The sequence below is a fragment of the Vibrio sp. CCB-PB317 genome (genome assembly GCF_022808245.1).
Classification (GTDB): Bacteria; Pseudomonadota; Gammaproteobacteria; order Enterobacterales; family Vibrionaceae; genus Vibrio; species Vibrio diabolicus.
In genome coordinates, this window is the sequence record NZ_JALGNU010000002.1 from 1684505 (window position 1) to 1704849 (window position 20345).

At 46.2% G+C, this 20345-nt stretch carries 22 protein-coding genes; 8 read left to right on the forward strand and 14 right to left on the reverse strand.

The annotated features are described in order from the left end of the window. Window positions 1-115 precede the first annotated feature (115 nt). Window positions 116-2746 carry a DUF2339 domain-containing protein gene (locus MTR11_RS16490; protein ID WP_413777599.1) on the forward strand — a complete coding sequence of 877 codons (2631 nt, stop codon included), beginning with the start codon at window positions 116-118 and terminating at the stop codon, window positions 2744-2746. Between the two features lie 88 nt (window positions 2747-2834). Here the strand turns inward: MTR11_RS16490 and MTR11_RS16495 are convergent, their stop codons facing one another. From MTR11_RS16495 to flgB, 12 genes are read right to left on the reverse strand one after another with little or no spacing between them, the layout of a single operon-like run. Next, on the reverse strand, window positions 2835-3875 hold the full coding sequence (locus tag MTR11_RS16495; RefSeq protein ID WP_012842382.1) for a hypothetical protein: 1041 nt from the start codon (window positions 3873-3875) through the stop codon (window positions 2835-2837). A 17-nt stretch (window positions 3876-3892) separates the two neighbouring features. After that, window positions 3893-4792, reverse strand: coding sequence for a flagellar hook-associated protein FlgL (gene flgL, locus MTR11_RS16500; protein ID WP_005395290.1), 900 nt, complete (start codon window positions 4790-4792; stop codon window positions 3893-3895). Between the two features lie 11 nt (window positions 4793-4803). Further along, window positions 4804-6177: a flagellar hook-associated protein FlgK gene (gene flgK / locus MTR11_RS16505; protein WP_005395291.1), complete on the reverse strand. Its 1374-nt coding sequence runs from the start codon at window positions 6175-6177 to the stop codon at window positions 4804-4806. Then, window positions 6178-6726, reverse strand: coding sequence for a rod-binding protein (locus MTR11_RS16510; RefSeq protein ID WP_005395292.1), 549 nt, complete (start codon window positions 6724-6726; stop codon window positions 6178-6180). A 10-nt stretch (window positions 6727-6736) separates the two neighbouring features. Then, window positions 6737-7858 (reverse strand): flagellar basal body P-ring protein FlgI, encoded by a 1122-nt coding sequence (locus MTR11_RS16515; RefSeq protein WP_031780462.1) that lies wholly within the window; start codon window positions 7856-7858, stop codon window positions 6737-6739. Then, on the reverse strand, window positions 7858-8529 hold the full coding sequence (flgH, locus tag MTR11_RS16520) for a flagellar basal body L-ring protein FlgH (RefSeq protein WP_005395295.1): 672 nt from the start codon (window positions 8527-8529) through the stop codon (window positions 7858-7860). The genes MTR11_RS16515 and flgH overlap by 1 nt, the downstream gene beginning before the upstream one ends. 32 nt (window positions 8530-8561) lie before the next feature. Further along, window positions 8562-9347 carry a flagellar basal-body rod protein FlgG gene (flgG, locus tag MTR11_RS16525; protein WP_005395297.1) on the reverse strand — a complete coding sequence of 262 codons (786 nt, stop codon included), beginning with the start codon at window positions 9345-9347 and terminating at the stop codon, window positions 8562-8564. Between the two features lie 27 nt (window positions 9348-9374). Then, window positions 9375-10106 (reverse strand): flagellar basal-body rod protein FlgF, encoded by a 732-nt coding sequence (flgF, locus tag MTR11_RS16530; protein WP_006741308.1) that lies wholly within the window; start codon window positions 10104-10106, stop codon window positions 9375-9377. A gap of 12 nt (window positions 10107-10118) precedes the next feature. Then, on the reverse strand, window positions 10119-11315 hold the full coding sequence (gene flgE, locus MTR11_RS16535; RefSeq protein WP_046873843.1) for a flagellar hook protein FlgE: 1197 nt from the start codon (window positions 11313-11315) through the stop codon (window positions 10119-10121). Between the two features lie 27 nt (window positions 11316-11342). After that, entirely contained in the window at window positions 11343-12026 is a 684-nt protein-coding gene (gene flgD, locus MTR11_RS16540; protein ID WP_005395303.1) for a flagellar hook assembly protein FlgD, read from the reverse strand. Then, on the reverse strand, window positions 12026-12460 hold the full coding sequence (gene flgC, locus MTR11_RS16545; protein WP_005395305.1) for a flagellar basal body rod protein FlgC: 435 nt from the start codon (window positions 12458-12460) through the stop codon (window positions 12026-12028). Before flgC ends, flgD begins: the two co-directional genes overlap by 1 nt. Window positions 12461-12462: 2 nt before the next feature. Next, the gene (gene flgB / locus MTR11_RS16550) at window positions 12463-12825 is read right to left on the reverse strand and encodes a flagellar basal body rod protein FlgB (RefSeq protein ID WP_005395306.1); all 363 of its coding nucleotides are present in this window, start codon (window positions 12823-12825) and stop codon (window positions 12463-12465) included. 77 nt (window positions 12826-12902) lie between these two features. On the opposite strand from flgB, the gene flgA reads away from it, so the two are divergent. The 4 genes from flgA (at window position 12903) to MTR11_RS16570 (ending at window position 15304) form a co-directional block, all read left to right on the forward strand. Then, window positions 12903-13700, forward strand: coding sequence for a flagellar basal body P-ring formation chaperone FlgA (gene flgA / locus MTR11_RS16555; RefSeq protein WP_006741306.1), 798 nt, complete (start codon window positions 12903-12905; stop codon window positions 13698-13700). Between the two features lie 134 nt (window positions 13701-13834). Next, window positions 13835-14116, forward strand: coding sequence for a flagellar biosynthesis anti-sigma factor FlgM (gene flgM / locus MTR11_RS16560; RefSeq protein WP_167427239.1), 282 nt, complete (start codon window positions 13835-13837; stop codon window positions 14114-14116). Window positions 14117-14136: 20 nt separating this feature from the next. After that, window positions 14137-14574 carry a flagellar export chaperone FlgN gene (gene flgN, locus MTR11_RS16565; RefSeq protein ID WP_006741304.1) on the forward strand — a complete coding sequence of 146 codons (438 nt, stop codon included), beginning with the start codon at window positions 14137-14139 and terminating at the stop codon, window positions 14572-14574. Further along, complete coding sequence (locus MTR11_RS16570; protein WP_203342709.1) at window positions 14555-15304, forward strand: lytic transglycosylase domain-containing protein; 750 nt, start codon at window positions 14555-14557, stop codon at window positions 15302-15304. Before flgN ends, MTR11_RS16570 begins: the two co-directional genes overlap by 20 nt. Window positions 15305-15740: 436 nt before the next feature. On the opposite strand, the gene MTR11_RS16575 is transcribed toward MTR11_RS16570, so the two are convergent. Next, entirely contained in the window at window positions 15741-16259 is a 519-nt protein-coding gene (locus tag MTR11_RS16575) for an NUDIX hydrolase (RefSeq protein ID WP_005395311.1), read from the reverse strand. A 278-nt stretch (window positions 16260-16537) separates the two neighbouring features. Between MTR11_RS16575 and MTR11_RS16580 the strand changes: the two genes are divergently transcribed. Together MTR11_RS16580 and MTR11_RS16585 are read left to right on the forward strand one after the other, a co-directional pair. Then, a complete protein-coding gene (locus MTR11_RS16580) occupies window positions 16538-16804 on the forward strand; it encodes a DUF333 domain-containing protein (protein WP_005395313.1) in 267 nt (88 codons plus the stop codon). A gap of 249 nt (window positions 16805-17053) precedes the next feature. Next, a complete protein-coding gene (locus MTR11_RS16585; RefSeq protein ID WP_048624711.1) occupies window positions 17054-17710 on the forward strand; it encodes a hypothetical protein in 657 nt (218 codons plus the stop codon). Here the strand turns inward: MTR11_RS16585 and MTR11_RS16590 are convergent. Then, a complete protein-coding gene (locus MTR11_RS16590) occupies window positions 17700-18542 on the reverse strand; it encodes a YdcF family protein (RefSeq protein WP_243328069.1) in 843 nt (280 codons plus the stop codon). The two genes, MTR11_RS16585 and MTR11_RS16590, sit on opposite strands and share 11 nt — an antisense overlap. A gap of 131 nt (window positions 18543-18673) precedes the next feature. Here MTR11_RS16590 and MTR11_RS16595 point away from each other — a divergent pair, with 131 nt between their 5' ends. After that, complete coding sequence (locus tag MTR11_RS16595; RefSeq protein WP_005395319.1) at window positions 18674-20044, forward strand: L-serine ammonia-lyase; 1371 nt, start codon at window positions 18674-18676, stop codon at window positions 20042-20044. Window positions 20045-20345 lie beyond the last annotated feature (301 nt).

Here is a 20345-nt window from a genome sequence, read left to right on the forward strand (position 1 = left end):
GAAGCTAAGGCAAAGCGCTTGGACTAAGCTTTAGCGTACGTGCTCAAAGTTAAGAATCGTGTGTCACGCGACGTACGCAAGGAGAAATGGATTGTACGTAATACTAGCACTATTCATGGCATTGCTCGCCATCCTCATCGGAGTGAAAGCCGCCAACCGAGCAGCACTTTTAGAAAAAGAGCTAACCAAACTTCGTGAAGAGGTAACATCACTGCGAGTCAGTCTAAATAAGGACTCGAACCAACCAACGCGTCAACAATCCAGCGTTGAAGAGGTAACAAAAGAGGCAAACTCCTCATCCTCTAAGGAGCATGACCCGATTACCGACCGAGCATCTTATCCAAACACAACACATCAAGCTCAATACCAGACAAGCGAAGTTCAACTGGACGTTTTTAGTCAAGAACAAGAGTCTATATTGCCAAGTAGAGTGCAGAGTCTGTTTAGCAACATTCAAGAAAACTGGTTGGTTTGGGTGGGCGCGCTGGCAATGCTAATTGGTGGGGGGTATCTCGTACAGGTTATTGGTAGTCACATTGAGTTTTCGCCACTTATGCGTGTGTCCTTTGCGTTTGTACTCTCGTTACTTATGGTGCTTGTTGGCGAATGGTTCCACCGCAAAGAACAACAAAATCCTCAACGAGCAACACGAGCCCAAGGCTTTACTTATGTGCCTGCCGCCGTTACCGGAACCGGGCTAACTGGCATTTACTGCACGGTTATCTTTGCGTTTGTTGTTTATCAAATGCTGACGCCTAGTGTCTCGCTGATCATCTTAGCCGCTGCTGCATTTTGTAGCTTGGCTCTATCTTTACAGCAAGGGCCGTTGATGGCGGTGCTTGGTCTTATTGGTGGATATACCGCACCGTTATGGATTGGTGGAAGCGAGCCTAATTACTTCTTATTAGCTGGGTATATCAGCGCGATCTCGGTCGCGGCAACATTGCTAATGCAAAAAGTGCGCAGTGCATGGATTTCTCCAAGCATCGCGCTTCCACATGTTGTTTGGATGCTGTTGCTCATTGAAAGCATGCCGCTTGAGACGCTTTTTTCTTGGCTGGCTATTTATCTCTCCATTACGCTCTATCTTATTTTCGCCGTTCCAAGACTGGGTTGGACACTCAATCCTCGTTCTCATCACTGCCAGAATAAGTGGACAAATCCGCCGACCGCTACCTCTCTCGCGATTGCGTTATTGACCTTTTCGGCTGTCACCAGAATGCCAGAATTGGACACACTGCACATGGTGTACTGTTATGCGCTACTCGTTGCGACAGTATGGCTCCCAGCGGTTCGCACAGGTTGGTCATTGCGCGTATTTTTGCCTTCCATATTGGTCTCTGCGACCGCAATTGTTGTCCTCACTGTCGCGTTTGACGCTTTGTATATGCCAGAACATGGTGCCAGTATCTTACTCGCATTGGCCACCAGTATTGCACTGATCTGCTGTCGAACTTATTTCCAGTCACTCAGTGACCGATCGCAACTTAGCGGCGTACTTCTGTTAGTACTGGCTCCAGCAATGAGTTTGATTACGCTGTTTTATGTCGACGAATTTATGCAAGGCTACCTGTGGCACTGGACTGCATTCTGCGCATTGGTGACCGTTTATTACGTTGTACTTGGTCAACGCTTACATTCGCTAGCATTGGAATGTTCTGCCGTCATGCACGCTTTAATCGTAGGCGTCGCCTTTGTTTGGTTAAGCGATACCTGGTTGACGACAACAATCTCGATACAAGTTGCGGTAATGGCGCTACAGACGCAATCAGGGTTATTTCGCCCCGCAAGTTGGGCGATCAAAGTGGCGATGGGGATACTGGTCATCCGCCTCACACTTTTACCCTTCATCCCTGAATGGCAACCCGTAGAAGCAGGACATTGGGCTTGGGTTATTGTGAGTTACCTACCGTCTCTCATCATCCTGCTCTATGCTCGAGCAACGCTAAAGCAAGTGGACCTCGAACTGACCAACTGGTTTGAAGGCGCATTTTTGCATGTATTCTTAATGGCGCTATTCACTCAAACCAACTACTGGTTAACTGGGCAGTACGGCTATTTGGGACACATTGATTTCGCAAGCGCCATCGTTTTTGCTAACCAAGCGTTGGTTATGGGTATGGTGTACAGCTACCGTAGCCAATTTGCACAACGCTTAAGCCGCATCTATGAAGCCTACAGCTACCTGCTTTGGTGTGCCTTCGCATTGCTGATAATTTTGCTTAATACGGCAGAGTCGCCATTGGTGACTGACAACGTCTCAGCCCAAGCTCTTCCCGTTATTAATATGCTAAGCGTCGGCTGGTTGCTGCCAGCTTGTATCCTACTTATCGCAACATTTAGAGGCTGGAATACGTTACAGGTTCATCGATTTGCGGTTGCTAGCCTAGGCTTTGCACTTGCTGCTATTTGGTTAGGTATGTCTATCCGTCAATTCTGGCAAACCACATCCATGATGCTGTACCAACCGACTAGCATGGCAGAACTGTTCAGTTATTCAGTAGCAGGTTTGCTCGTAGGTGGATTGCTTACTTGGCGCGGTGTGACACACAGAGGGTTGATGATGCAGCGCGTGGGTCTAGTGGTTTTAGCTTTTGTCGCACTAAAAGTATTCTTATGGGATGTTAGTTCTCTGGATGGGTTCTGGAGAGCAATCAGCTTCTTAGGTTTAGGAGCATCTTTAATCGCGCTTGGGTGGTTATTCCAGAAATTGAATCGCTCGGTGGCAAAAGCACTCGAACCATAAACGAATTAAAGAGAGATTCCCGACAATGCACCGTTCTCGTTATTGGGGGGCGATAGCGATGCAAAGCCGGGAATCATTGGAGTGTTCGTTATTTTAGCAACGCAACAACCGTATGACGACGCACGTTTGCTTGTGCATTCAACGCTTGAAAAGTCGAGGTAAACTCACCAGACTTCTGCACAAAACCATCCAGTTTTGCATTCACATCATCCACAGAAAGCTGCGCGGTTTTATTTTGAATTGAGCGCATTTGAGTATTCAACTCTCCATGAAATGCTTTCGCTTCCTGCAAGCTCGTTTGCACTTGTCTTAGGTGCTGGTTCACTTTGGCAATCGTCTGTTTCATACCATCGCGTGATGCCAAATCAAACCCAAGTTCTGCAATACCATCTGGCTCTGACTTTAGATTTAGAACGTTCGGCTGGCCCGCAGGAAAACGGTGCCCTTCGCCCGTGACCATCACTTTCTGCTGCATTTGCTGATAAGCGTTGTCTCTGGCTTCAAATAAAATGCTGCCATCGTCAGCTAATGAGGCACGCATCCCTAAAGCAATCAAGCTTCGGTCAAGCATTTTGACAGTTCGAGCACCATCGGCTTGTCCATCGAACTGAATCATTACCGCTTGACCCTGAGGGAAATCCAAACGAATTTGCTCAGCCTTGTCACTTAAGCGATGCACGTTCAAGCCAGGAATAGAAAAGCGACGAATGTCTGCTTTATCTAGCTTTAAATGCAGTTCGTTGTTGAGCACTTTCTGGCCGTCGAAACGAGCATGCTCCACAACGTTCTGAATGGTGGCTTTAGAACGAACCAATGTATCCTGCAAGCCAGGTACATTTTGTACGCCTTGATTCACCGCTTGCGTCAAGCCACGTTTAATTTGAGTCAGCTCTTTGCCAATCACCTGCAACGATTTCGATGCGATCTGCACTGCCGTCGCTTGCTGCTGACCCTGGGTCAGTTGAATCCCAGAGACAGAGTAGGCTGACGCAGTGTCAGCCTGAACTTGCGCCGGGCGCGGTTTAATTGCAGTACTTGAGTCTGCAGAACGGGTCGGCATGATAGAGGCTTGTTCTTGCCCACCCAAGCGTATGCTATGGGGTCTGACCTCTACTGTACTCATTACCATAAAAGAACTTCCTAACCTTATAGACGGTCAAACAACGATAGATCATTGATCTTTACATAGCTTGCTTGCGTTGCTTGCAAAGCCGCCATGTAATTGCTCAAGCGTACCGATGCTTCACCGTAATCCAGAGCTGAGAGGTCACCTGATACTTTGTCGACGAACAGTTTATTCTCACCATGAGCACCACCAACCAAATCTAGGTTATTGTGTCGACCACCAATCTCCGTCATCGTGCCAAGTACGCTTGCCAACGTATCATCAATGGCACTCAGGCTTGCGTCCACTTCAGCTTGGAAATTCGGACTCGGGTTCTCAAATTCTGTAATTAGATTATTAATTTGATCCAGTACGTTTTTGCCGCCACCAAGGTCCAAAATATCCTTTGCCGTCATGTTGGAATCCATCGTTACGCCTTTCGCAATCGTCACGACACGTTTATCGCTGTTGCCTTCGATGACATAACTACCGCTTGCGCTATTTATAGCAGGGGTGTCAGTTTTGGTGCCTGAAAATAGGTAATGTCCTTCTTCATCCTGAGCATTGAAAGACGATTCAATTGAATCACGATAGCTCTTTAGCTCCGTGATCATACCGGTACGGTCTTGATCAGTCAGTGAGCCATTCGCGCCCCATAATGCAATATCACGCATGCTCATTAGGCTCTCTTTCACTGAGTCTAAATGTGTTTCTTGACTCGAAAGCGTGGTTTTGACGTTTGCGATATTGTTTTGATATTGGGCGATGGCGCTGTTTTCACGATCCAAATTAAGCAGCTTAATCGATGCCATTGGATCGTCAGATAGTTTAGTTAGACGCTCACCTGTCGTCATTTGTTGTAGCACGTGCCCCAGACCTGCATTGTTACCTTGCAGGCTTTGCAGCATCATTTGGCTAAATTGATTGTCACTGATTCGCATCTGGGTTTCCTTTAGAATAACTGCAATACAGAATCGAACAGCTGATTCGCTGTGCTGATCACTTTCATGTTGGCATTGTGTGCATTAGCAAACGTCATTAAGTTAGCCGCTTCTTCATCACTGTTAACGGCACTTACATTGTCACGAGCCGCATGTGCTTGCTTGTTCATGGCTAACTTAGCTTGGTAATCGGCGTCTGCTTGGCGTGCTTTAATCGCGGTTTGACCCACCATAGAACTGAATGCGTCATTCAAACTCACTGAGCCATAGCCAGTCACAGAAACAGGCTTGTTGCTTAAATTAATCAACGACTGCAATACATCCGCATTACCTGGCGTACCATCACTTGAAAACGCAAGCTCACCTGGAGTCAACTCAGTGATATCCAAACTTGCCGCTGGGTTGGCAGGGTCGTAACTGAACAATGGTTTACCTGGGTTACCATTTAAATCTTGTCCAGTAGCGAGCACAGCGTTGTATTCATCCGCTAATGCTTTCGCCATGTCATTCAAAGCCAATTGGTTTGGTTTTAATACATCGGTTTGATAATCGTTAATCGCACCTAATTTGCCACCAAGAGAGTCACCAATCGCAAAACTTTGGCTTGAGAATGTTACGTGTAAGTCTGCTACGTAAGGGTCGCTAGGGTCTGGAACGGCTGCGAGTTTGCCATGGTCCGTGCCCATCACAAGTGGCTGACCAGAGGTCAACGTCACCTGAACACTGCCGTCAGGCTGTTCTGTTGTTCTGATTTCGATGGTTTGAGATAACTCGCCGATCAATTTATCTCGTTCATCCATAAGTTGCGATGGGTTGCCACCTGTTCCTTGCATTTCAACCAGCTGCTTGTTTACCTTCGCGATGTTTTCCATGAGGCTATTCGCGTGGTTGAGTGCCGCATTACGCTGGTCGCTCATATCTTTATGTTGGTTGTGCAAAGACTCGGTAAGCGTATTAAAGCGGCGCGCCAACGCTTCAGATTCGTTGATGATTTGTTGACGGTAAGGGATCGACTCAGGCTTAACCGTAGCATCGTTAAGCGCAGCGTTTAGAGAGTCCAAACCAGCAGAAATACTGAAGCCATCGGCCCCTAGCGTATTTTCCAATTGGCTCATGTTGCTGGTGTAACCAGAAGCGTACGCCGCCATACTGTTAGTGGACCACGTTTGCTTAATCAGAAATTGGTCTGTAACGCGGCGAATGCTGGTGACCTCTACCCCTAAACCAGGGCTTAAGCGGTTGGCTTTTCCGTCATCAACTGATGCCATCAACGCTTGTTGACGACTGTAGCCCACAGTATTCACGTTCGCCACGTTTTGTGCCGTTACGTCTAAGGCCACGCGGTTCGCGCCTAAACCTGAAAGGGCAATATTAACTAGGTTCATTTACAGCTCCATTTTCCTGATCAACGGCTGAGAAAACGCGGTAGTCATACCGGCCTCACCGAGCACCTGTTTTACAGAGGCGACGGCTTGAGAGGCGGTATTAAATAAGCTTGAGTTCCCCTCAATCTCGTTAGCATCAAGCTGTGAGATAGATTCAGAATTCGCACCTTTACCATCGTTTGCAGATGAGATGTTACGCGCAGCATCAAAGGCGACTTCGCGCATAGAGGGGCTAAGTTGCTGGATGAGCATATTGGCAATGCCGGAGCTCTGCTTTTTTGCCAGTTCCATTGCCAGTTGCCCATCGTACATATCGCGGAAAACACCTTGCTGCTGGCTTGCAAACGGGCTGTCTTTATCCGCTAGAACATCGCTGCTGCTGCGCATTTGACGCAGCACCATTTGTAAAAACATCGCCTCAAATTGACCCGCCACTACTTCAAGCGCGCCTTCCTGATCTCGACTCTGCTTGATGTTGGCAAGTGCGCTGTTGTCGTGATACAGCATCGAATTCAGTTGAGTTTGTTCATTGGTACTGTCTAGTTTCATCCTTAACTCCTTAAATCACGACCAATTCAGCGTTCAATGCACCCGCTTCGCTCAGTGCTTGCAGGATAGACATTAAGTCAGTAGGTGTGGCACCTAAGCTGTTTACCGCAGTCACAATAGTGTTGAGCTCCGTGCCTGGAGGCCAAATCACCATTTGAGCTAAATCTTCGTTCACATCAAGATCCGTTTGGTTAACGACTTTCGTATCGCCATTTGCAAACGCATTTGGCTGACTGACTTGTTGTGATTCAGAAATTCGCACGGTTAAGTTGCCATGGCTCACTGCTGCCTCACTCACTTTGACACTCTTACCGATCACGACCGTTCCCGTACGAGAGTTAAAGACAATTCGAGCCGGCTTGCGGCCTTCCACTACGCTCATTTCTTCAAGCATCGACATCATCACTACGCGCTGTTGGGTATCTTTTGGTGCACGCATATCAATGCGCGCTTTATTGATCGCAACAGCAACGTTAGGCCCAAAAGTGTTGTTGATTTCACGCGCGATATTTTTCGCCGTCGTGAAGCTTGGTTTACGCAGGTTTAAGGTGACTTCATCACGCTGGTTGAAATCAGTTTTGATTTCTCTCTCTAACGTCGCACCATTCGGGACGCGACCTGCCGTTGGCGTATTAACTTCGACTTTGGAGCCACTTCGCCCTTCTGCAGATAAACCGCCCACCACGACGTTTCCTTGTGCAATGGCATACACTTCACCATCAATACCGCGTAAAGGCGTCAACAATAGCGTACCGCCACGGAGGCTTTTCGCGTCACCAATAGAAGACACGACCACGTCCAAAGTTTGTCCGGGGCCCGCCATTGGATCAACGGTTGCTGTCACGCTCACAGAAGCCACATTTCGTAGCTTAGGGTTCATACTGTCATCAATTTGAACCCCAAACTGACGGAGCATGTTGGTGATAGATTGAGAAGTAAATTTCACTTGGTTTCGGTCACCCTGGCCAGCTAAGCCAACCACCAAGCCATAACCGACCAATTGGTTTTCTCGAATGCCGCGCACATCGACCAAGTCCATGATCGGAATTTCCACTTCAGCATGTGAAGTGGTTGGTAATCCCAAGGTCAACACCAATAGGAAAGACGTAAAGAAAGATTGCATTGTCTTCATTAGAAAGGTACCCATGGGCTGTTGAAGAATTGAGTCAGCCATCCGGCTGCGTTGCTGTCAGCCAGAGCTCCGCGACCTGCGTAAGTAATTCGTGCATCAGCAATTCGTTGAGAAGAAACTTGGTTGCTGCGATTAATATCATCCACACGAACAATGCCAGTGAGACGAATAAACTCATCTCCCTGGTTTAGGCGCAGCCATTTTTCGCCACTGATACGCAATACACCATTAGGTAACACCTCGTGTACCGTTACGGTGATAGCACCTTGCAGCTTGTTGCCCTGTGAGCTTGAAGCGCTGCCATCAAAGTTGCGGCTGCCATCGACACTAACCCCTAACTCATCGAACGTTTTCGTTCCTATGGTCGGCGCCGCGAAATTAACCGCTGAGCTTTTGCCAAACTTCGTACCCGCTTTTTTGCTCGATGAGGTTTCTTCTGATAGTTGAACCGTTAACACATCGCCAACTCGGTAAGCACGACGATCCTGAAACAGGGTCATCGTGTATTGGTGACGATAAAGGCTACCAGACTGGGTTTCCGGCAACGTGTAATCGAGCGTTGGTGGTGCGTATTCCTCGGCATTTGGCTCAGGCGGAATAAATTCCTGACGGCCGGCACATCCCACCAGCAACACGGCGGCTACTGCCCAACTCTTAGAAAGCCATTTCATTGCTTTTTCCTTCATCATCACCAATTTCATACTTACATTGATTGCGAAACAAACTTCAGCATGTCATCTGCAGCAGAGACCACTTTCGCATTCATCTCATACGCACGTTGAGTCGTGATCATGTCGACCATCTCTTCCACTACTTGTACGTTTGAACCTTCCAATGCACCTTGCTTGATGAGGCCTGCGCCATCTTCACCAGCAATCAGTTCATCTGCCGGGCCGCTGGCTTCCGTTTCACGGAACAAGTTACCACCCACGGCCTCTAAGCCTGCTGGGTTAATGAATTTTGCGAGTGTGATTTGACCAAGCTGCTGTGGCGTTGGATCGTCCGCCGTCGTTGTTGTTACCGTGCCATCAACACCAACAGAGAATGAAGAGGCATTATCTGGGATCTGAATTTGTGGCTCTAACGGCAAGCCTTGGCTGTTAACCATCAAGCCTTCAGAGTTGACATGGAACTGACCATTACGTGTGTACATGATCTGTCCATCCGAGTTTTCGATTTGAAAGAAACCCTGTCCCATAACGGCAAGGTCCAACTCTTGTGTTGTATTTTGAGTGTTACCTTGCGTAAACACTTTTTGCGTGCCAACTACGCGAACACCGCTACCTAGCTGAATACCACTTGGCAACTCGTTAACTTGGTCTACTTGAGCACCAGGTTGACGCTGAATGCTGTAGAAAAGGTCTTCGAATACAACTCGGTCACGCTTAAAGCCAACTGTATTTACGTTCGCTAGGTTGTTAGAAATGGCAGTCATCTTCGTGTCCTGCGCTGCCATGCCTGTTTTACTTACCCATAATGCTGAATGCATTTTTTATTACTCCTTGCGGGGCGAGACTTATCTCGCCGCCATTAATTTATTACCAGCTTGTGCCAACGTCTCGGCCGTTTTCATCATGCGAACTTGCATCTCGAAGTTACGCGTTAACGACATCACGCTAATCAACTCATCAATGGCAGATACGTTACTGCCCTCGATGTGCTCAGGAGAAAGTTGCACGGTTTCATCGGCAGCGAATGGCACGCCATCTACACTGTGCAGTAGGCTGTCACTCTCTTTTTGAAGTTGGTTCATTTCTGGTTTAACCAACTTCAACGTTCCCGCGACGATTTCTGCGCCACCACCTGGCGGAATCACGGATACTTGACCACGCTCGCTGATTTCAATCTTTTGATAATCAGGCACAACCAAAGGCCCATTTTCACCAAGAACAGGAAAACCGTTGATGGTCATAGCACCAAAAGTGTCGACTTGGATATTGCCCGCTCGCGTGTACGCTTCGTTACCCGCAGGGGTTTCAACAGCAAGATAACCCTCACCCATGATGGCGACATCCAACGGGCGTCCCGTTTTCATAATGTCGCCAGAATCAAAACGCGTTGAGGCAGAGTTGGTCACAACCATAGTGCGACCATCAAAACCTGGGCCTTGCATTTCTACACTGCGCACGCGCTCCATATCCGCTCGAAAGCCAGCAGTATCAGCGTTTGATAAGTTGTTTGAACGCACGTGCTGAGCCTTAAGAACTCGACTCGCACCTGACGTTGCAGTAAATAACAAGCTATCCATGCAAAACTCCCATTACACCGCGTTAAACAAAGCTTGAGTTAGCTTGTCGCTGGTAGAGATGGTTTTCGCGTTTGCTTGGTAGTTACGCTGTGCGGTCATAAGCGCCACAAGCTCACTGGTTAAGTCAACGTTAGAACCTTCTAGCGCACCTGGGGTTAAATCACCCAACGTACCTGAACCAGGGACACCCATGATTGGCGCACCAGAGCTAAAGCTTTGAGTCCATGCCGTACCACTCACTTTTGCTAAACCTTGTGTGTTGGCGAAGTCTGCAAGTACAACTTGACCTTGCAGCTGTGATTGGCCGTTAGTGTAGGTCGCGTAAACCATGCCATTACCTTCAACGCGTACACCTGCAAGCTCACCGGATGTGTAGCCGTTCGGGCTGTTAGTACTTACGCCGAATTTCGCACCAAACTGCGTGCTGCCCTTCAAGTTAATGTCGACACTCATCGCGTTTGCGCCTGCCGCAGGGAATGAAACATTAAACGGAGCCGTCGGTGAAGAAAGCGAACCGTCTTTGTCAAACGTTACTGGTACCGTTGTCACTGGTGTTGCGCCACCATCCACTTGAACATTCACTTCCCAAGAGTTAGAAGCGGTCTTAGTAAAGTACTGGGTTACCGTGTGCGAGTTACCCAGCGAGTCATAGACTTTTGTGGTGTAAGACGAATTGAATGAGTTTGGATCGTCCGGATTAAACGGCGTTACCGTTTTATCAATGGCAGACGCACTTGCATCAAAGTTTGCAACAAAATCAAGACCGTCTGTCGCTTTTGCATTCAGTGATGACGTAGATACTTGGATATTGCCCACAGAGCCTGTCATCAGGTTGTTGTTGCTATCCACACTGTAACCTTGCAGTTTTGCGCCACTGTTAGCTGTAACAAAGTTATCTTTATCTGTCGCGAATACACCTGAACGCGTGTATAGCGTTTGACCCATGTTGTCTTTAGTGACAAAGAATCCGCCACCGTTGATCGCCAAGTCCATCGCACGGCCAGTTCCTGAGATACTGCCGTCTTTGTCGAAGTTCTGTGAAATTGACGCGACTTCTACACCACCAGGTTGCATGCCGTTGTATACTGCGGAGAATTCTGTGCGGCCACCTTTAAAACCATACGTTGATGCGTTGGCAATGTTGTGACTGATTGTGTTTAGCTCTGTGTTGGTCGCGTCCAGACCACTTAGTGCGATGTTAAAACTCATAAAAAGACCTCTGATTTCCCTATTTGGTTAAGCACCAAACTGAGTGATTTGATAGAAAGGAACGTTGCCAACGCCATGGACATTGACTAATGCTGCGCCGCCAGTATTTGGAATACGCACTTGCTCAACAGTGCCAGCCATGAGCACATTTGGACTTGCTTGCCCTTCTTGCACTTCTACTGCCACTGAGTATTTGCCTGGTTTAAGACCAAGTTCTTCAGGATTAATTGAAAAGTCGACGTCACCTTTGCCGTGAGCACCTAATGGCACTTTAGTAGATTGACCAAACTCATCTTTCACAACTAACGTCACTTGGTTTGAGCTATGAGCGAGTTCGATTTTTCCATTCTGTACGCCTTCACCAAGCTCAAATTCTTTGGAGTTGACGTAAACAGTTTGTCCGACGAGCCCCGCTGTCGATAGCACTTGCATGTTGTCGAGGAGAATCATGCTCTGTTGCATTGTCTTGGACATATTCTCGGTACTTTGAACTTGAGAGAATTGAGCCAACTGACCAACGTATTCCGTGCCATCAAGTGGGTTAAGTGGATCTTGGTTTTGGATCTGCGCCACCATCAAAGAAATGAATTCGTTCTCTAATGAAGAAGCACTGTTCATATCTTTAGGATTTGGTGCAATGCCATTGTTCTCTTTTGCTTTAGTGCTCACAGGAGCATCAGACGATAAAGGTGTATATTGTGCGAGACTCATTAACTGCCCTGCCCTAATCTAAGCAGACCTTGCTGCATACTTTTCACATTTGATAACACTTCAACATTGGTTTCGAAGCTACGTGTCGCTGACATCATGTCTGCCATTTCAGCCACGACATCGATATCTGGGTAATACACATAACCTTCACCATTGGCCAACGGGTTGTTTGGCTCAAAGCGTTTCTCGGCTTCTCCCGCATTTTTCACAACGTCAACAATGCGAACTTCAGCATTGGGATAAACCCCGTTTTCCGTTGTCAGCTGCGCTTTTTGGTACACAGTCGCGAATACAGGCTTCAGCGCTTTATAAGCGTCATCTGGATTTGCAGACACCGCGTCCGCGTTAGCTAAGTTACTGGCGACCGTGTTAAGACGCACAGTTTGTGCCGTCATCGCGGATCCAGTGATCGAGTAAATATCAGTGAATGACATAATTAACGTCCCTCAATCGCTTTCGTTAAGCCATTAAATTTCATGTTGAGAAACGTCAGGCTAGTTTGAAAGTCCATGTTGTTTTGCGTGAATTTCGCTTGTTCAACACCCAGTTCTACAGTGTTGCCATCTTTGCTGTTCTGGTAAGGCACCGAGTATTGGGCCTGAACCTGAAACTTAGGCACTGGTTTGTTCACACCGCCTGCAGCCACCTGGTTCATTACGGTGGTGAAACTTAGGTCTTTCGCCAAATACCCAGGGGTGTCAACATTTGCTAGGTTACTGGCAAGGACTTTGGTACGCTGAACGCGAAAATTAAGTGCCTCTGGATGTACACCTAAAGCATTTTCAAATGTGATCGCCATGCATCTTCCTTACAGTTGGCTCGAATACGCCAACATACAAACAAGATGCGTGCCATAAAAAATAGTTATACATATCAATGATTTACAAACAAGGATGGAAGCCAAACTTCCGGCTCACGGAAAGCATTAAAAGCAAGGGGAAAGTGCTTACTTCCTCAACATTAATGCTAACTCTGCTTGCTCTAATACCAGGACAAACTTTCGCCAACACCTCTGGCAGAACCCTAAGCGTTGAGGAGATAAAATCTGTTGTAGCAGAGCATTTCAAACAAGAAGTGGCCCAAAATGCTCACTCTAACCAGTGGGGAGAATACCAACTGGATTTCGACATGTGGGTGCCAGGCTCGGCGAATCACCTACCTGAGTGTGAGTCGCCTCTGGTCATCACTGGTCGCGACAATCAAGCGTTGCCAGTTGGAAACCTTAAGCGCTCAGTAAGTTGCGATGACATCGCTTCACCCTGGCGAATTAACGTCACGATAAAATCTTCTCTGACACTGCCTGTCTTGGTTGCCACAACCACGGTCGGTCGAAATGAAGTTGTGACTGCCAAGCACGTTAAACTGGAAACGCGCACCATCTCGCGACAAGACGATTTTTATACTCGCCCAGGACAAGCAATAGGCTTAGAAACCTCTCGCCGTTTACGTGCAGGGCAAGTGGTCAACCCATCCAATTTATCGGCTCCACCTTTAATCGAAAAAGGCAATGAAGTCATAGTGATTGCGAGCAAAAATGGATTTAGCGCCAGCACGAAAGGAGTCGCCTTAGAAGATGGTGCGAAAGGGCAACAAATTGAAGTAGAAAACCTAAGTTCTGGCAAGGTCATTAGAGCTGTCGTAACCGGGTTAAACCAGGTTCATACTCAATTTTGATTTTGGACTCAGAGTAACATTTTTTAATTTTGGCTCTCGTCAGTAACGCTGAATTTCGAGTACAAAAAAATATTTAATGTTTATCACATCCTAACCGCCTACTTAATTTAGAACATGATGATGAGGACCACAGCATGAAAATCGACAAAGTCGCGGGCGGTCATGTCCCACAAACAAAATTACAGCAAGCAAGCAAACAGCCTGTCGACGTCGTCGAACAGAGCAAGGTACACGAGCCTACATTTCAAGCGAATACCGTAGCGATAGATCGCGCTCAAGCTGAAATGGCATCACTACCTGATGTTGATATGGAAAAAGTAGAACAAGTACGTAACGCATTAGCGCGTGGCGAACTTAGCCTAGATACCAAAGCACTATCAAAGGCGATCATGCAATTCCATACAGGTCACGAGTAATAACACACTAGGAAGAGATCATGGCAAGCGCAGTATCGCAGCGAATTCAACAATTTATTCGCTCAATACCTGAGGATATCAAGCTCTATCAACAACTTATCCCTTTGCTTCAACAGCAAAAAACGTTGTACTTAAAGTTTGATGGTGAGGCACTGAGCAACAATGTTCAGAAACAAATGCCAATACTCAATAAACTTAGCCGCTCAGCCAGTGATAGAAGCCAGTGTATGCGAGAGCTGGGGTTAGCGTGTAATGACGCCAGCGTAAAACGAATTTTCAATGCTTTGCCTGCCCAAATAGGTATGCAAGCTAGAAAACAATGGGCGCTATTGGAAACGTTGGTAAGTCAGTGCCAACAATACAATCAGAGCAATGGCCACAGCTCTGCGGCGTTCCATGAGTTGGTCAGTCAACTCAAACAACCTGTGCAACACACTTATGAAGATAAATCGTTCTAAACGATGTTCGTCTTGCCTACAGATTCAGTCGCCATCTCGGCTGAGTACTGTAGGCCTTTTTATTTTTATCGCCTTACTATCATCCTGCCTTTCAATCACCAGTCAGGCGAAACCAAGCCCAGCTGATATTCAAACGCAATATCAAGTTTTAGCCCCATACAAGCCACAAATTACCAAACGTCTCGATTCATCCAGCCTGGTAATTCATCACATTTTCAAACAACTGCAAAGCCACTCTTTACCAAAGAGTCTAGCCTTAGTGCCAATGTTGGAATCCTCTTACAACCCCAAAGCCGTTTCTCATGCCAACGCCGCCGGACTTTGGCAACTGATACCAGCAACAGCTCAACGATTCGGGTTGACTGTAGATACAAAACAAGACGATCGTTTTGATACAGAAGCAAGCACAGCTGCAGCACTCAAGTATCTGACGTTTTTATACAACAAATTCGATCAAAACATGGCGCTGACATTAGCGGCCTACAATGCAGGCGAAGGGCGTGTCGCACGCGCTATTCAGCGAGCAGGCAGTAACGACTTTCAGAAGCTCACACTACCTAAAGAGACTCGCCAATACGTTAGTCGATTCTTCGCACTGGAAAAGTTGATAGATATCGGTCAGTTACAATCCTCATCATTTCAACCTTTACTCTTATTTGCTTCAGATGCTCCGATGGTTTCGCAACCGCTGATCGACTTTAGTCCACTACCTCCGTTGGTCAATTTGTGATAAAAATCACGACAAAATCCAATGTCAGAAAAACGTAAAATTACAAGATCGTGTTCGGCCAATTTGAAAACTCGTGATCTCTATGCAAACGTGTGCAAAAAAGTTGAGGTAAGGTATCTCAAAGATAAGAAAGAGTAGTGGTTTATTAAAAGGTACCCAAATTGCGCTTGCCAATTGGGTAGATATGCGTCACATTGCGTTTGCAAAAAACATGAAAACCAATAGTTGGACCTAATAATTATTTACACACTAAATGTAAAACAGCTATTGTTTTCATAGTTCGAAACAAATTTAAAATATCAAGATGACGCTTCGCTTGCGCGTCTGGAATAAGTCCGGGTTCCGGGGGGGAGTCCGGACTTTTTTTATCGATTTAAAAGCTGACCTATTAACAGAACAACGAGTAGGTAAGTCACTATGAGGCAAGCTAAGTTATTTATAGTAATTCTTTAGAAATCAACTGAAGCAAAAACGTTTCGCGCTCGATGCTCATGCCTTTTTTCGGGCTTTCTGCCATGGTCTTTTCATTGTGCGCTATCGCTTCGTGAATGTTCATCCATACTGGACGCATTCCATTTTTAACTTCATAGTCTTCATAAGCCGTTTCGCCTAGCTCACGATCAATTTTACATGTATAGCAATACGACACCATGTGCATTACGTCAGCGTCGTCTTTGTACCAAGGACGAAATTCCTCAAAGATTCCGAAAGGCTTAATACCATGGATATTCTGCGCGCCGGTTTCCTCTTCTAGTTCACGAACTAGTCCAGCAATCACATCTTCACCATCATCAATACCACCACCAGGCAAAGTGTAGTCATGGTAACGCTCTGTATAGAGCAACAACACATCTTCACCATCTAGTACGATGGCGCGTGCCGCATTGCGCTGGAAAATAATTTTGTCGTCCAAGTGCTCAATGTCCGGATGAACGGTCGATTTTAAGTGTCTCATCGAAAATACCACTGTCATGTTTTGCGCGCATATTACCGAACTTCACGCTTTAAATCATCGTTGTCGGTCCAAATGCGTTCAAGACATTGGTTTGAACGCAACGGTTCTAACCTTCGTAACAATCCGCAACAAATAGAAGTGTGACGTGATAACCAGTAAAAGATGAGAATATCTAAATTCTTATACGTCCCTCTTACTTTTAACATCGATAAGACAATAATCTCTGAAAGTTGCCTATAATCAATACAATACTCGCCCACCCCATGCGGAGATAAAGAATGAAAAAGACAAATTTAATGATGGCTATGGCTGCAACGTTGGTACTGGCTGGTTGTTCAACTTACGAAGGTGCCACTCGCTCGACTGAGTATACCTCCGTCGCAAATCCTGCAGCCGTTTACTGTGTTCAGCAAGGTGGTGAGTTGGATACCGTTTCGGAAAATGGCGAACGTGTGACTTACTGCGTGCTGTCTGACGATAACCGTGTCGAGCAATGGGAATACTATCGCGACAATCATAAAGAAAGTGAGAGTGGCGACTACTAAATTTTTTTGTCGACACGTCAGATTCCCTCTATCACTTAGGAGCCTTTAGGCTCCTTTTTTATTTGATTTATCAAAACTTTCTCACTTCATTTTTACATAACTCTGACTTTACCGCACATCGATACTATATCGAACAGTGTTCTATTCTTGACATTCCTCTGACATAACTTTCCACTTGGACAATAAAATCCCAAACACAGATCACACTAATTCACATTTCTTCCACATTTTCTGGAACAGGTGAGCAAGATGAAAACACAAATAGTAAAAGAAGCCGAGTCAGCCCCAAGCAACGTTGTTACTGAAGAGTCAAAGCGCATCATTTATAAATCGAGTTTAAGTGCATTGATGATTGTCGCTATCAGTATTCTCGTTAACCTCAGTCTTCGCCTTGATTATGTCGTGTTGGGTTCAAGCCTTGGTGAGCTTTCCATAACAGAAACACTCCAGCTTGTGATGCTCGCGATTGCGTCATGGTCATTTTTCAGCCTATCTAAACAACAGCCTCAGCTAAAGCATGCGGCCATTTTGATTGCCGGCTTTTTCGCGGTGCTCATTATTCGTGAAACAGACTATTGGACAGACATGATTCGTCATGGTTCTTGGGTTTTCCCTGCGCTCGCTGTAACCGCACTGGCTTGCGCCAAAGCTTACCAAGGTGGTAAAGGTACCATGAACGAAATGGCGACCATCTTAACGGTGCCCCACATGAAACTGTTAATTGGTGCCGTGATGCTATTGTTGGTCTTCTCTCGCTTATATGGCATGGGCAGTTTTTGGCAACAAGTGATGGACGAGAACTACATCCGTGATGTTAAAAATATTTCGGAAGAAGGCATGGAACTCCTTTGCTACTGTTTGATCGCATTGAGCGCAGTCCGCACAAAACGCGAACTTAATGAATAGACTCAGGATCCAAGCGGCGGTTCAATGCAGTTAATATCGGATGAACGATCCTTAACGCTTGTTCCGCAGCTCCTACAGATTCATCCAAGGCCGTCATTTCGATGGCCTTTTTCATGTCTTCAATCTGTTGCAAACTATCTTTATCGAGTGGTAAAGCGAGTAATTGCTGAATGGCATGTCTCGCGATCATAAGCGGCTTCTTTCGGACAACCGATAAGTCTCGTAAAAATGCTCCCAGCTTGACCCCTTCTAAATAAACTCGGTAAGTCGTGAGTTCATCCAGTAATAAAAATGCCGCCGCCACAGGCCCTTTATGTGGGTATGGTACGCTGATATGTTTGTTGATATCCAAGGGTAAGTTGAGAGTAACGCCCATGGAGGCGCACTCAGATTTTAGTACTCGTAATAATCCCTGCTCATCCATCAAGGTTTGGATTTCTATGATTCGCTCAAGGTGGTAGTCATTCGACAACAAGGTGACCTCAACCGGGCGCGCTGACCATAACTGGAACAAACCACTATCACACAAAATGCGAGAAGCGTAACGCATGTTCTGAAACGTATTCAAAGAGCGATTTTCTAAAAGTACTTGATGTTCAGGGAACGGATGCACAGCGACCGCATTTAGAGATTTAAAATAACTGTACATTGCATCTGCTTCAGAAATGCGTTGACCTTGCGTTAATCCACCACAAAAAATAATCGCCGTTCGCTCTGTCGGCAATGACGCAATCGCATTAGATAAGGCTTCGACTCTTGTTACCCCCTCAACGGTCAATCTGCTATTGACGAGGCGTTTACCTAAAACGATGACCACATTGTCTAACTTCATTTCAAAATCTCGCGCTTAGTTGGCAGTGTTACAAAAATCTTCTTTCACTCCCGGCCTACAGGCTTTAACATCTAGTTAACAACACTGTTCTAGAGACCTTTATAAAGGTTCACTGCTAAAGGAAGTCAATTATGCTGTCGATTTTCGATATATTTAAGATTGGTGTCGGGCCTTCTAGCTCCCACACTAATGGTCCTATGCTTGCCGGATTCCATTTCACTCAACTAGTTAGCGACTCTATGGCGAAAGTGCATCGGGTGCAAGTGGACCTTTATGGCTCATTATCGCTCACTGGTAGAGGGCACCACACAGACCGAGCCACTGTCCTTGGTTTAATGGGAAATAAACCCGATACCATTAAAATGAGTAGCGCTAAAAGTGCGCTACAAAATACTATAGACAACAACACGCTGCTGCTCGCTGGTACGCACCAGATTGAGTTTAGCTACGACCATGACATCGTCTTTCATAGTGACAACCTTCCCCTGCATGAAAACGGAATGACGATTACCGCACTAGACGCTGCGGGAGACCAAGTGGCGTTTGAAATTTATTATTCCATCGGAGGTGGGTTCATCGCCACCGCTGACGAACTAGAAAACGGCACGCAACAAGATGAAGTCGCGGTACCATTTCCTTTCACATCAGCGGATGAGATGCTGGAAAAAGCCGAGACTAACGGTTTTAGTTTGGGAGGCATGATTCTACAAAACGAACTGGCATTCCGCTCAGATGAAGAAATTAGCCAAAGAGCAGAACAAATTTGGAAAGTGATGTCGCTCTGCATGCAACGTGGTTTCGATACGGAAGGGATTTTAGAAGGTGGTCTCAATGTCACTCGTCGTGCACCAAATCTTTTGAAGAAGCTCGAAGCTAACGCTGCAGTTGAGAATGATCCAATGGAGATCATGGATTGGATTAACCTCTTTGCCTTTGCGGTTAGCGAAGAAAATGCAGCTGGAGGACAAGTCGTTACTTCTCCAACTAATGGCGCCGCAGGGGTTATTCCGGCGGTATTGATGTACTACCATCGCTTCATCAAAGAGCTTGATATTAAACAGCTGAAAGACTTTCTTGCAGTCGCTGGCGCTATCGGCATCTTATACAAAACTAACGCGTCAATTTCCGGCGCCGAAGTGGGTTGTCAGGGAGAGGTCGGGGTTTCTTCATCCATGGCAGCCGCTGGTTTAACGGCACTCAGAGGCGGCAGTAACGAGCAGATTTGTATTGCTGCGGAAATTGCGATGGAGCATTCATTAGGAATGACTTGTGACCCGATCGGCGGCTTGGTTCAAGTGCCTTGCATTGAAAGAAATGCCATGGGCGCAATGAAAGCCATTAATGCCTCACGTATGGCATTAAAGCGCACGAGCAAATGCCTTATTTCATTAGATAAAGTTATCGAAACCATGTATCAAACTGGTAAAGATATGAACAAAAAATACCGTGAAACTTCCTTAGGTGGCTTGGCCGTCATTCATATGGCACCGCCATGCGAATAATCAAATAAGCCCGCTATATCATTGCTGGCGATGCACTTCGTCAGCAATTTCCTTTCTCGCAAGACCTCTTTTTATTTGCCGTAATCCTATAAAACCCCATTAGCTCCAATCAGTAACAAATACAATAAAATTAAACAAAAATAGAATTAAGCACTGCTTTATTCAAATTGATCTAGAACAACACATTAGCATTTAGCCACCTAAGCATTAGAAAATATAGTGCAGCATTTCCACGTTATGCGACAATTATTTCAATACTCAATCTTTCGTTTCATTACTATTTAATAGAAATAACAATACC